Annotated in this window: 13 protein-coding genes; 10 read left to right on the forward strand and 3 right to left on the reverse strand. The window is 61.8% G+C overall.

Annotated elements, in window-relative coordinates:
* Nucleotides 1–95 precede the first annotated feature (95 nt).
* Nucleotides 96–872 (reverse strand): enoyl-CoA hydratase, encoded by a 777-nt coding sequence (locus ACOSV0_RS17765; RefSeq protein WP_434107429.1) that lies wholly within the window; start codon nucleotides 870–872, stop codon nucleotides 96–98.
* A gap of 138 nt (nucleotides 873–1,010) precedes the next feature.
* On the opposite strand from ACOSV0_RS17765, the gene paaN reads away from it, so the two are divergent.
* From paaN to paaK, 5 genes are all read left to right on the forward strand, one after another.
* Entirely contained in the window at nucleotides 1,011–2,711 is a 1,701-nt protein-coding gene (gene paaN, locus ACOSV0_RS17770; RefSeq protein ID WP_434107430.1) for a phenylacetic acid degradation protein PaaN, read from the forward strand.
* A gap of 126 nt (nucleotides 2,712–2,837) precedes the next feature.
* Nucleotides 2,838–4,040, forward strand: coding sequence for a 3-oxoadipyl-CoA thiolase (pcaF, locus tag ACOSV0_RS17775; RefSeq protein WP_434107431.1), 1,203 nt, complete (start codon nucleotides 2,838–2,840; stop codon nucleotides 4,038–4,040).
* A 56-nt stretch (nucleotides 4,041–4,096) separates the two neighbouring features.
* Nucleotides 4,097–4,888: a 2-(1,2-epoxy-1,2-dihydrophenyl)acetyl-CoA isomerase PaaG gene (gene paaG / locus ACOSV0_RS17780; RefSeq protein WP_434107432.1), complete on the forward strand. Its 792-nt coding sequence runs from the start codon at nucleotides 4,097–4,099 to the stop codon at nucleotides 4,886–4,888.
* 1 nt (nucleotide 4,889) lies between these two features.
* Nucleotides 4,890–5,351: a hydroxyphenylacetyl-CoA thioesterase PaaI gene (gene paaI, locus ACOSV0_RS17785; RefSeq protein ID WP_434107433.1), complete on the forward strand. Its 462-nt coding sequence runs from the start codon at nucleotides 4,890–4,892 to the stop codon at nucleotides 5,349–5,351.
* Between the two features lie 140 nt (nucleotides 5,352–5,491).
* The gene (gene paaK, locus ACOSV0_RS17790; RefSeq protein WP_434107434.1) at nucleotides 5,492–6,796 is read left to right on the forward strand and encodes a phenylacetate--CoA ligase PaaK; all 1,305 of its coding nucleotides are present in this window, start codon (nucleotides 5,492–5,494) and stop codon (nucleotides 6,794–6,796) included.
* 115 nt (nucleotides 6,797–6,911) lie between these two features.
* On the opposite strand, the gene mltA is transcribed toward paaK, so the two are convergent.
* Complete coding sequence (gene mltA, locus ACOSV0_RS17795) at nucleotides 6,912–8,036, reverse strand: murein transglycosylase A (protein WP_434107435.1); 1,125 nt, start codon at nucleotides 8,034–8,036, stop codon at nucleotides 6,912–6,914.
* A 28-nt stretch (nucleotides 8,037–8,064) separates the two neighbouring features.
* On the opposite strand from mltA, the gene ACOSV0_RS17800 reads away from it, so the two are divergent.
* Nucleotides 8,065–8,226: a hypothetical protein gene (locus tag ACOSV0_RS17800; RefSeq protein WP_434107436.1), complete on the forward strand. Its 162-nt coding sequence runs from the start codon at nucleotides 8,065–8,067 to the stop codon at nucleotides 8,224–8,226.
* A gap of 46 nt (nucleotides 8,227–8,272) precedes the next feature.
* Here the strand turns inward: ACOSV0_RS17800 and apaG are convergent, their stop codons facing one another.
* Nucleotides 8,273–8,647, reverse strand: coding sequence for a Co2+/Mg2+ efflux protein ApaG (apaG, locus tag ACOSV0_RS17805; protein WP_175054164.1), 375 nt, complete (start codon nucleotides 8,645–8,647; stop codon nucleotides 8,273–8,275).
* Nucleotides 8,648–8,923: 276 nt separating this feature from the next.
* Here apaG and rpe point away from each other — a divergent pair, with 276 nt between their 5' ends.
* From rpe to ACOSV0_RS17825, 4 genes are all read left to right on the forward strand, one after another.
* Complete coding sequence (gene rpe, locus ACOSV0_RS17810; RefSeq protein ID WP_434107437.1) at nucleotides 8,924–9,607, forward strand: ribulose-phosphate 3-epimerase; 684 nt, start codon at nucleotides 8,924–8,926, stop codon at nucleotides 9,605–9,607.
* Nucleotides 9,608–9,633: 26 nt separating this feature from the next.
* Complete coding sequence (locus ACOSV0_RS17815; RefSeq protein ID WP_434107438.1) at nucleotides 9,634–10,350, forward strand: phosphoglycolate phosphatase; 717 nt, start codon at nucleotides 9,634–9,636, stop codon at nucleotides 10,348–10,350.
* A 371-nt stretch (nucleotides 10,351–10,721) separates the two neighbouring features.
* Nucleotides 10,722–12,215: an anthranilate synthase component I gene (gene trpE / locus ACOSV0_RS17820; RefSeq protein ID WP_434107439.1), complete on the forward strand. Its 1,494-nt coding sequence runs from the start codon at nucleotides 10,722–10,724 to the stop codon at nucleotides 12,213–12,215.
* Nucleotides 12,216–12,228: 13 nt separating this feature from the next.
* Nucleotides 12,229–12,816 (forward strand): aminodeoxychorismate/anthranilate synthase component II, encoded by a 588-nt coding sequence (locus tag ACOSV0_RS17825; RefSeq protein ID WP_054036698.1) that lies wholly within the window; start codon nucleotides 12,229–12,231, stop codon nucleotides 12,814–12,816.
* Nucleotides 12,817–12,828 lie beyond the last annotated feature (12 nt).

Here is a 12,828-nt window from a genome sequence, read left to right on the forward strand (position 1 = left end):
CTCTCCCGCCTCCCGTGCCTCGCTGTCCGAAGCACGAAAGAGCGAGATTCTAGCGAGCCGCACCGCGCCTTGCAAGCGTTATTTTGACAAGCGTATTAACGATGCTTGAAAACTGGTTTGCGCTTCTCAACGAACGCGGCCATTCCCTCCTTCTGATCTTCCGTAGCGAAGAGCGAGTGGAAGAGGCGGCGCTCGAAATGCACACCTTCTGCAAGCGTCGTTTCGTACGCACGGTTCACCGATTCCTTGACCATCATCACCGCTGGCAACGGGAATTCAGCGATGGTCGCGGCAGCAGCCACCGCTTCGTCAAGAAGGGAAGCCGCGGGAATTACGCGCGAGACCAATCCGGCCCGCTCGGCTTCGGCGGCATCCATGAAACGGGCGGTCAGGCAGAGGTCCATCGCCTTCGCCTTTGAGACGGCGCGCGGCAGTCGCTGCGTACCGCCAGCACCCGGCATGATGCCGAGCTTGATTTCCGGCTGGCCGAACTTCGCAGTGTCGGCGGCAAAAATCATGTCGCACATCATCGCCAGCTCACAACCACCGCCGAGCGCGAAACCCGCTACCGCGGCGATGATCGGCTTGCGGATGGAGCGCACCGTTTCCCAGTTGCGGGTGATGTAGTCACCTTTGTAGACATCCATATAGGTGTAGGTCGCCATCATGCCGATGTCAGCGCCGGCGGCAAACGCTTTCTCGCTGCCGGTCACCACGATCGCACCGATCGCGTCGTCGGCATCGAACTCGCGCAGCGCTGCACCCAGTTCGTCCATCAAGGCATCGTTCAGCGCATTCAGTGCCTTCGGGCGATTCAACGTGACTAAACCGACTCGCCCTCGCGTCTCAACCAGAATGTTTTCGTAAGCCATGCAGCCTCCTAATGGTTAGTGGCGCGCGAAAACGAAAACGCTTCGCGCAGCCATCTTAATAATGCTACCATTCACCAACCAACCGGTCGGTCAATTATTAGACAGGCTTTTCCCAACGTACAGCAAAGCCCCATTGCCATGACACATCCGCTATTCATCAAGCACGAAGACACGCTGCAAAAGGCACTCACCGCGGTCGAAACGCGCGGCTACTGGAGTCCGTTCGTCGAGATGCCCAGTCCGAAAGTGTACGGGGAAACGGCTAGTGCAGACGGCGAAGCCGCATTCAAAGCGCACCTGAACAAGACGTTCGAATTGGACCAGCCGTCGACCGGGGAAACCGTCGGCGCTGAAGTCTCGCCGTTCGGGTTCCCGCTTGGCGTGCGCTATCCGAAAGCCGATCCCGACGTGCTGATCTCCGCGGCAGCCGCCGCACAGCGTGACTGGCGCGCAGCCGGCCCACGGGCGTGGATCGGCGTATGCCTTGAAATCCTCGCGCGCGTGAATCGCGCAAGCTTCGAAATCGGCTACAGCGTGATGCACACTACCGGTCAAGCATTCATGATGGCCTTCCAGGCCGGCGGCCCGCATGCGCAAGACCGTGCACTCGAAGCGGTCGTGTACGCCTGGGATCAATTGCGCCGTATTCCCGCCGATGCCCACTGGGAAAAGCCGCAGGGAAAAAATCCGCCACTCGCGATGCACAAACGCTACACCGTCGTGCCGCGCGGCACCGGCCTCGTGCTCGGCTGCTGCACCTTCCCGACGTGGAACGGCTATCCGGGCCTCTTCGCTGACCTTGCAACAGGCAACACGGTCATCGTCAAGCCGCATCCTGGCGCGATTCTGCCGCTCGCGTTGACCGTACGCATCGCACGCGACGTGTTGCGCGAAGCCGGATTCGACCCGAACGTCGTTACGCTGCTAGCCACGGAGCCGAATGACGGCGCACTCGTCCAGGATCTGGCGCTGCGCCCTGAAATCAAGCTCATCGACTTCACGGGCAGTACCCAAAACGGCACCTGGCTGGAGCGCAATGCGCATCAGGCTCAGGTCTACACCGAAAAGGCCGGCGTCAATCAGATCGTGATCGACTCCGTGGACGACATCAAAGCCGCCGCTCGCAATATCGCCTTCTCGCTCGCGCTGTACTCGGGTCAGATGTGCACCGCGCCGCAAAACATCTACGTACCGCGCACCGGCATCCGCACCGCTGAAGGCACGCTCGGATTCGACGACGTGGCTCAAGCTATCGCCGGCGCCGTGCAAAAACTGGTCGCCGACCCGGCTCGAGCCGTCGAACTGCTCGGCGCGATCCAGAACGAAAGCGTAACCCAGCGCATCGAGGAAGCAAGCAAGCTCGGCCGCGTTCTCGTGGAAAGCCAATCGCTCGAACATCCAGCGTTTGCCGGCGCCCGCGTGCGCACACCGCTCGTGCTCCAACTGGACGCCGCCACCGACCACGCGCAGTTCACCAAAGAATGGTTCGGCCCGATCTCCTTCGTGATCGCGACGGACTCGACCGCGCAATCGCTCGACCTTGCCGGCGCCATCGCCGCCGAGCACGGCGCGTTGACGCTGTCGGTCTACAGCACGGACGAAGCCGTGCTCGAAGAGGCGCATGAAGCATCGATCCGCGGCGGCGTAGCACTCTCGATCAATTTGACGGGCGGCGTTTTCGTCAATCAGTCTGCAGCCTTCTCCGACTTCCACGGCACGGGCGCAAACCCGGCAGCAAATGCCGCGCTGGCCGACGCAGCCTTTGTCGCGAACCGCTTCCGCGTCGTTCAAAGTCGCGTTCATGTTGAACCGAAAGCGGCACCGGCGGTAGCTGGCTGAGTGGCATAAGACAAAAGCACGGCTTTCGCCCTATGCCGTTTGGCCGAATGGACCGAGCCGTGCACCCCAACTAACATGAGACATCGGATTGGCAAGTCCCGCCGATCCGTCCCAGTAGGAACCCACATGAACGACGCCTTCATCTGCGACGCGATTCGCACTCCAATCGGCCGTTACGGCGGCGCCCTGAAGGATGTCCGCGCCGACGACCTCGGCGCGGTACCGATCAGGGCGTTGATCGAACGCAATGCCAGTGTCGACTGGCAGGCCCTCGACGACGTGATCTATGGCTGTGCCAATCAGGCCGGTGACGACAACCGTAACGTGGCTCGTATGGCGGCTTTGCTGGCCGGCTTGCCCACTGCCGCATCCGGCACGACCATCAACCGTCTGTGCGGCTCGGGTATGGACGCGGTCGGCACCGCGGCGCGCGCCATCAAGGCCGGCGAAGCGCGATTGATGATTGCAGGCGGCGTCGAAAGCATGACGCGCGCGCCGTTCGTGATGGGTAAGGCCACCAGTGCATTTTCACGGCAGGCAGATATTTACGACACGACCATCGGCTGGCGCTTTATCAATCCACTGATGAAGCGCCAATACGGCGTCGATTCGATGCCGGAGACCGCGGAAAACGTGGCCGTCGAGTTCGGCGTAAGCCGTGCGGATCAGGACGCCTTTGCTCTGGCGAGCCAGCAAAAAGCAGCTCGCGCACAGCGCGACGGCACGCTCGCTCAGGAAATCGTCGGCGTTGAAATCGCGCAGAAGAAAGGCGACCCCGTACGCGTGACGCTCGACGAGCATCCGCGCGAAACGTCGCTCGAAAGCCTGGGCAAGCTCAAGGGCGTGGTCCGTCCCGACGGCAGCGTGACCGCCGGCAATGCATCGGGTGTGAACGACGGCGCGTGCGCACTGCTGCTCGCGAACCAGGATGCTGCAGATCAATATGGATTGCGCCGCCGCGCGCGCGTGGTGGGCATGGCAACGGCGGGCGTGGAACCGCGCATCATGGGTATCGGCCCGGCGCCTGCCACGCAAAAGCTGTTGAAGCAGTTGAACATGACACTCGAGCAATTCGACGTGATCGAGTTGAACGAAGCCTTTGCGTCACAGGGACTGGCCGTCTTGCGTACGCTCGGTCTGCGCGACGACGATCCGCGCGTCAATCCGAATGGCGGAGCGATTGCGCTCGGCCACCCGCTCGGCGCTTCCGGCGCGCGTTTGATCACCACCGCGCTTTATCAGTTGGAACGAATCAACGGCCGCTTTGCGCTTTGCACGATGTGTATCGGCGTAGGCCAAGGCATTGCATTGGTCATCGAGCGGCTCTGACGCTAACGCCGCCGCCCATTGCGCCGCTGATCAAAGAGACTTTGAGGAGACACCCAATGTCATATGAAGCGATTCGCCTCGACATCGATACATCGAGCCGCGTAGCGACTATCACGCTGAACCGCCCGGACAAGCTCAACAGCTTTACCCGCGCGATGCACCAGGAATTGCGCGACGCACTCGACCAGGTCGAAGCGTCCGGCGCGCGTGCGCTCGTGCTGACCGGCGCGGGCCGCGGCTTCTGCGCAGGACAGGATCTCGCGGATCTCGACTTCACGCCAGGCGCGATGACCGATCTGGGCGAACTGATCGACGTGCATTTCAACCCGTTGATTCGCCGCCTGCAAGCACTGCCGCTGCCCGTGATTGCTGCGGTCAACGGTACGGCCGCCGGCGCCGGCGCCAATCTCGCCCTGGCTTGCGATCTCGTGCTTGCCGCCCGTTCGGCGAGCTTCATCCAGGCATTCGTGAAGATCGGTCTCGTACCGGACTCGGGCGGCACCTGGTTCCTGCCGCAACGCGTCGGCATGGCGCGCGCCTTGGGTCTTGCCATCACCGGCGACAAACTCAGCGCGGAGAAAGCCGAGAGCTGGGGGCTGATCTGGCAAACGGTTGATGACACCGAGCTAGCTACCACAGCAAGCAAACTCGCAACACAACTGGCGCAGCAACCCACACGCGCCATCGCCGCGATCAAGCAGGCAATGCGCGCCGGCGCGACGCAGACACTGGATCAGCAGCTCGATCTTGAACGCGATATGCAACGCGAACTCGGCGCTTCGCACGATTACGCAGAAGGTGTGCAGGCGTTCGTGGAAAAACGCGCACCGCGCTTCGAGGGTCGCTGATATGTCCGCGCAACCGAACCACCCCACCCAAATGACACCCGACGAACTCGCTCGCGCAACCGCGGCCGCCATGTACGAAAACGATGCGTGCAGCCGGGCGCTCGGGCTCGAAATCGTAGAAGTGCGCCCAGGGTATGCGCGTCTGCGCATGGCCGTGCGCGACGATTTCCTCAACGGCCATCAGATTTGCCACGGCGGCCTGATTTTCACGCTCGCTGATTCGACGTTCGCTTTCGCCTGCAACACGTACAACATCAACACCGTCGCAGCCGGCTGCTCGATTGAGTTCCTGCGGCCCGTACAAGGCGGCGACGTGCTGACAGCTGAAGCGGTCGAGCAAACGCTGAGCGGCCGCACCGGCATTTACGACATTCGCGTCACGAATCGCGCAGAGGAGACCGTGGCGATGTTTCGCGGCAAATCTGCGCAGATCAAAGGCAACCTGATTCCTACGGGCGATTGAACAACAGCTTGAACAGCTAGATCGCGGCGCGTCCGCGACAGATCGGCAGCACCTACATAGATAGCAGCAAGTCCACCGTTTTTTGCGCGCAAGCGCACGACACACCAGACCCAAGCATTGAGGCAGCAAGGAGACATTCGATGACCACCGCCCTCCCGCTCGATCCCATCGAGACAGCCAGCCGCGACGAACTTGCCGCGCTCCAACTCGAGCGGCTCAAATGGTCGCTGAACCACGCTTATGAAAATTCGCCGGTGTACCGGCAAAAATTCGATGAAGCAGGCGTTCACCCGAGCGAAGTGAAAACTCTTTCGGACCTGGCGCGCTTCCCCTTCACCACCAAGAAGGATTTGCGCGACAGTTACCCGTTCGGCATGTTCGCAGTGCCGCAGGAACAGATCTCGCGGATCCACGCATCGTCCGGGACGACGGGCAAGCCGACGGTTGTCGGCTACACGGCGCGCGATATCGATACCTGGGCGAATCTCGTCGCACGTTCGATCCGCGCCGCGGGTGCGAAGCGCGGCGACAAGGTTCACGTGAGCTACGGCTACGGCCTGTTCACGGGCGGCCTGGGCGCACACTATGGCGCCGAACGCGCGGGGCTGACGGTGATTCCGTTCGGCGGCGGCCAGACTGAAAAGCAGGTGCAACTGATTCAGGACTTCCGGCCTGACATCATCATGGTGACGCCGAGCTATATGTTGTCGATCGCCGACGAGCTCGAACGGCAAGGCATCGATCCGGCGAACTGTTCGCTACGCCTAGGCATCTTCGGCGCGGAACCGTGGACCAACGACATGCGCCAGGCAATCGAAAAGCGCATGGGCATCGACGCTGTCGATATCTACGGTTTGTCTGAAGTGATGGGACCTGGCGTTGCGTCGGAATGCGTGGAGACGAAAGACGGCCCGACCATCTGGGAAGATCATTTCTATCCGGAGATCATCGATCCTGAAACCGGCGAGGTGCTGCCGGACGGCGAACTCGGCGAACTGGTCTTCACGTCGTTGACCAAGGAAGCGCTGCCGATCATCCGATACCGAACGCGCGATCTGACCCGCCTCCTGCCGGGCAGCGCACGCACCATGCGCCGGATGGAAAAGATCACGGGCCGTTCGGACGACATGATGATCGTGCGCGGCGTCAACGTGTTCCCAACGCAGATCGAAGAGTTGCTGCTTAAACAGCACGCCCTCGCGCCCCACTATCAGATCGTGCTGACCAAGGAAGGCCCGCTCGACGTTCTGACGTTGAACGTCGAGCCTTGCCCGGAATCGGCGCCGGATACGGCTGCACTGAGTACGGCGAAGCAGGCGTTAGCCTATGACATCAAGGCGCTGATCGGCGTGAGCGCAGTTGTGAACGTGCTGGGTGTGAACGGCATCGAGCGTTCGGTAGGCAAAGCACGGCGGGTAGTGGACAAGCGGAAGTCGGGGCTTTAAGCGAAGCGCCAAAACCCCGAAGGTCGAAGGTTGATAACGGAGCTGATCGGCGTCAGCGCCGTTATCAAACCAGAAACCAGCGATCAGAAAGCCCTCGCCGCTTACCGCCAAATTCTCACGAATTCGGCAACAACAACCACATCCGTCCGCCCTGCTTCATCTTGCCGGCCAGATCACCGGCATCGTCGCCGAGACCCCAGAAATAGTCCGCGCGCACGCCGCCCTTGATCGCGGACCCCGTGTCCTGCGCGAAGACCAGGCGATTCATCGGTGAGTTCGTCAACGGTCTCGTGGTCTGCAGGAACACCGGCGTCCCCAGCGGAATCGAAGTCGGATCCACCGCGATCGAACGCTCCGGCGTCAACGGCACACCCAGTGCGCCGATCGGACCATCCGCCCCGCCGCTCGGCACACTCTCGCCGGAGGGCATCTCGCGGAAGAACACGAAGCGCGGATTGATATCGAGCAACGCGTCGACCCGCGTCGGATTCGCGCGCGCCCATGCCTTGATGCCCTGCATGGTCGCCTGCGCCGGCGTCAGCTCGCCTCGATCGAGCAACCACCGTCCAATCGACTTGTACGGCTGATTGTTCGTGCCGCCAAAGCCAACCCGCATCACGCTGCCGTCTTCCATCACGACACGTCCGGACCCCTGCACTTGCAGGAAGAAGGCTTCGATCGGATCGTCGACCCACACGAGTTCGTTGCCGTTGAGCACGCCCGCACGCTCGAGCTGCGCACGCGACGGCAACTGAGCGCCCGCGCGATAACCGGATGGCCAGCGGTACAGCGCTGTCTGATACACGCCATGCCGCGTGCGCGAACCGCGTAGCAAAGGCTCGTAGTAGCCGGTGACGAGGCCATCGAGCGTGCCGTCATTATTGGCCAACTGGAACGGTGTGAAATACGCCTCGAAAAATGCCCGCGCACTGGTGACGTCCAGATCGTCGATCTGCGAGGCCGCCGCGCACGCGCGAGCCCAATTCGGCTGACGCGCAAGTCTCACGCAGTTTTGCCGCAACGCAGCCGTTGCGCCGATCAGCGAATCGTCCTGCCAGCCGGGCACCTGTTGCCACGCTACCGCCGTGAGCCGCGTCGCGGCGATCTGCCCGGGTATGATCGCGGCACCCGTGGGTGGCGAAACCGAAGGCCGGACCGCACCGCCGCCACCGCAGGAAGCCAGCATTACCGCCACCGAAAGCGCGCCGAGCCATGCTCCGGCCGTGCGGACAAAACGCATACAATGTTCGTTCTTGATGGAAACCGCCATGTCTGATCTGTTCGACGAATACCCGATGCTCATCTTCGCGCTGGAATCGCTCCTCGCGCTCTTCCTGCTCGTCTTTATCGTTGTCTGGACGTCGTCCGGCAAGAAGAAGGCCGCCCGCGCCGCCGCCAATGAGCAGCAAAAGCAGCAAAAATCTCAGTAAAGCTGCGCCGTAACGCTTTTTAAAGACCGCCGGCCGCGCCTGCGGTTCAATGCAAAGTACGCGGCATACGCAGAATGAACTCGGGCACAGGTGCGTCAAAGCGCTCGCCGTCCTCTGCCACGCAGAAATAGTCGCCGCGCATGGTGCCGACAGGCGTGGCGATCACAGCCCAACTCGTATACTCGAAGTGCTCGCCCGGTTTGAGCAGCGGCTGATGCCCGACCACACCCAAGCCTTTCACTTCCTGCACATTGTTTTCGCTGTCGGTGATCACCCAGTGACGCGCAATCAACTGTGCCGGTACCTGGCCACTGTTACGGATAGTCAGCGTGTATGCAAATGCATACTGGCGGCGCTCCGGGTCCGACTCTTCGGGCAGGTACTGCACCTGCGCCGAGACGCTGAATTCGTACTGGCTCATCCTGATTCCGGTCTGGTGAAACGGGCTAAAAAAATCGTGGGAAGCCCCGAGCGCCAATGGTTTGCGGGCGCATTGGCGAAGCAGCGCTTATGGTTTGGCATTCTGCTTGATGCGCGGCACGCCCGCAACCGGACAAATCCCTCTGGCCAAGGGCCGTTAAGGCGTTTTGTCGCCTTTGCAGCACACAGCCCAGCACCGGCCTCAACCTTCCGTGAGACGATTCAGCAGCGCACAAAACGGTAAAATGGCGTTTTCCCGCTTGCATCCGCCCCCGCCATGACGCAATTCCGCATCGCTCCCAGCATTCTGTCCGCCGATTTCGCCCGCCTTGGCGAAGAAGTCCGCAACGTTGTCGCCGCCGGCGCCGACTGGATTCACTTCGACGTAATGGACAACCATTACGTGCCGAACCTGACAATCGGCCCACTCGTCTGCGAGGCGATCCGCCCGCACGTGGACGTGCCGATCGACGTGCACCTGATGGTGCGCCCGGTCGACCGCATCGTGCCGGACTTCGCCAAGGCTGGCGCGAACCTGATCAGCTTTCATCCGGAAGGCTCGGACCATATCGACCGCACGCTGTCGCTGATTCGCGACCACGGCTGCAAGGCCGGCCTCGTGTTCAACCCGGCCACCTCGCTCAACCATCTTGACTACGTGATGGACAAGGTCGATCTGGTGCTGATCATGTCGGTGAATCCGGGCTTCGGCGGTCAGTCGTTCATTCCTGAGGCGCTCGTCAAACTGCGCGAAGCGCGCAAGCGGATCGACGCCTATAAGGAAAAGACCGGCCGCGAAATTCATCTCGAAGTGGACGGCGGCGTGAAGGTCGACAACATCGCCGAAATCGCGGCAGCTGGCGCGGACACGTTCGTGGCAGGCTCGGCGATCTTCGGTGCGCCGGATCACAAGGTGGTGATCGACAAGATGCGCGCCGCGCTCGCCAACATCCAGCACTGAAGCCCCACGCCCACCCAGCACGCAATATGACGACTCCGTTCCCTGCCCCGACCTTCACCGGCCCGCGCCTGCAAGCCGCGATCATCGACCTCGACGGCACGATGATCGATACCGCAGACGATTTCACCGCCGGCCTGAACGGCATGCTTGCACAACTCGACGCGGCGGAAACCTCGCGCGAGGAAGTGGTCGGCTACATCGGCAAGGGCTCGGAGAATCTGATTCGCCGTGTGCTGGCCGAGCGCTTCGAAACCGACCACGCACAGGACCGCTTCGACGAAGCGCTCGCGATCTATCAAGAGGAGTACGCCAAGATCAACGGCGTGCACACGCGGCTGTATCCCGAGGTCGAAGCCGGCCTCAGCGCCATGCGCGATGCCGGCCTCAAACTCGCGTGCGTCACCAACAAACCGCACCGTTTCGCGGTCGACTTGCTGAAACAATACGGGCTCAGCCAGTATTTCAGCGTCGTGCTCGGCGGCGACAGCTTGCCGAAAAAGAAGCCCGATCCGCTTCCCATGCTCACCGCCGCCGAACAGCTAGGCGTCGCACCGCAAGCCACGGTCGCCATCGGCGATTCGGAAAACGATGCGCTGGCAGGCCGCGCGGCGGGCATGGCCACGCTGACGCTGCCATACGGCTACAACCACGGCCGATCTGTACAAGAAATAAAATCCGATGGTATAGTTGCCTCGCTGCTCGATGCCGCCAAGGCTATCGCAGCGCACCATTCCACGACTTGAAAAGTCCTTCATCCTCATGTTTCTGAATAAAAAACGGAGTCTGATTAGCATCGACCGGGGAGCCTGGCCCTGGCGTCGCTGGTCGCGCTAACCTCGCCTGAGGTACGCTGAAGCTCGTCTTCGGCAACCGTTTTTTACTTCGCTGCGCTCACGCGTTTTTTCCATCACCTTGTTTCGCTGCATCGGTTGATTCGGCCTTCGTGTACCCGCAAAGTACATCTTGTGCGCTGAAATCCCTTGCATGCGTCGATGGGAAACTCGCGCCGGTCGGTATCATCGTGTCGAAACGTCGAACGAACGCCTGACCGGGCGCGCCGCGCCCCGCTTTGTCCGACGCATAGTGCCGTCTGACGTACGTACAGGATCGGAACATGACCGAACTCGAATTCCAGTCCCTCGCCAACGAGGGTTTCAACCGCATTCCGTTGATCGCCGAAGCGCTCGCCGACCTCGAAACGCCGCTCTCGCTGTATCTCAAGCTTGCGCAGAGCGAACGCAACGGCGCCAACTCGTTCCTGCTGGAATCGGTGGTGGGCGGTGAGCGTTTTGGCCGCTATTCGTTCATCGGCCTGCCGGCGCGCACGCTGCTGCGCACCCGCAACGGCGTGTCGGAAGTGGTGCGGGACGGCAAAGTCGTCGAAACGCACGAGGGCGATCCGCTCGAATTCATCCAGCAATTCCAGGGCCGCTTCAAAGTGGCGCAGCGCCCCGGTCTGCCGCGTTTCGCGGGTGGCCTGGCCGGCTACTTCGGCTATGACGCGGTGCGCTACATCGAGAAAAAGCTCGCGCACACTGCGCCGAAAGACGATCTGAACCTGCCGGACATTCAGTTGCTGCTCACCGAAGAAGTCGCGGTGATCGACAACCTCGCGGGCAAGCTGTACCTCGTGGTGTACTCGGACCCGACGCAGCCCGAGGCGTACACGAAAGCCAGACAGCGTCTGCGTGAGTTGCGTCAGCGTTTGCGCACGACCGTGCAACCGCCGGTCACGTCAGCCAGCGTGCGCACCGAGACTTACCGCGAGTTCGCCAAAGACGATTACCTCGCGGCCGTGCGCAAGGCGAAGGAATACATCGCCGCAGGCGAACTGATGCAGGTGCAGGTCGGCCAGCGTCTGACCAAGCCGTATCGCGACAATCCGCTGTCGTTGTACCGCGCGCTGCGCTCGCTGAATCCGTCGCCGTATATGTACTTCTACAACTTCGGCGACTTCCACGTGGTCGGCGCGTCGCCGGAAATTCTGGTGCGTCAGGAAAAGCGTGGCGAAGATCGCATCGTGACGATCCGGCCGCTAGCCGGCACGCGTCCGCGCGGCAACACGCCGGAACGCGACGCCGAGCTCGCCACCGAACTGCTGAACGATCCGAAGGAAATCGCCGAACACGTGATGCTGATCGACCTCGCGCGTAACGACGTGGGCCGCATTGCGCAGATCGGTTCGGTGGTCGTTACCGACCAGATGGTGATCGAGAAGTACTCGCACGTGCAGCACATCGTGAGTTCGGTCGAAGGCAAACTGAAACCCGGCACCACCAATTTCGACGTGCTGCGCGCCACCTTCCCGGCCGGCACGCTGTCCGGCGCGCCGAAGGTTCGCGCGATGGAACTGATCGACGAACTGGAACCGGTGAAACGTGGCCTGTACGGCGGCGCCGTCGGCTATCTGTCGTTCACGGGCGAAATGGATCTGGCGATCACGATCCGCACCGGCGTGATCGCAAACGGCAATCTGTATGTGCAGGCGGCAGCGGGCGTAGTTGCGGATTCGGTGCCGGAATCCGAATGGCAAGAGACCGAGAACAAGGCGCGCGCGGTGCTGCGCGCCGCCGAGCAGGTTCAAGACGGCCTCGATAGCGACTTCTGACCGGAGACACACCATGCTGCTAATGATCGACAACTACGACTCGTTCACCTACAACCTGGTGCAGTACTTCGGCGAACTCGGCGAAGACGTGCGCACCTATCGGAACGACGAAATCACGCTAGACGAAATTGCGAAGCTCAACCCGGAGCGCATTTGCCTGTCTCCCGGCCCGAGCAATCCGCAACACGCCGGCATCACCCTTGACGTGCTGCGCGAATTCGCCGGCAAGACGCCGATTCTGGGCGTCTGCCTCGGCCATCAGGCAATCGGCGAAGCATTCGGCGGCCGCGTGGTGCGCGCGCAAACCATCATGCACGGCAAGGTGAGCACGATCGAAACCGACTGCAAAGGCGTATTCGCCGACCTGCCGAAGCATTTCGTCGTGACCCGCTACCACTCGCTCGCGATCGAACGCGAATCGCTGCCGGATTGCCTCGAAGTGTCCGCATGGACCGAAGACGGCGAAATCATGGGCGTGCGTCACAAGGAACTGGCCGTTGAAGGCGTGCAGTTCCATCCGGAATCGATTCTGTCCGAACACGGCCACGCGCTGCTCGAAAACTTCGTCAAGCAGTCGAAGACAGCTCACCGCACCGCTTGATAAAGAGAGACG

It is taken from the genome of Paraburkholderia caffeinilytica, from assembly GCF_051027425.1.
GTDB lineage: Bacteria > Pseudomonadota > Gammaproteobacteria > Burkholderiales > Burkholderiaceae > Paraburkholderia > Paraburkholderia caffeinilytica_A.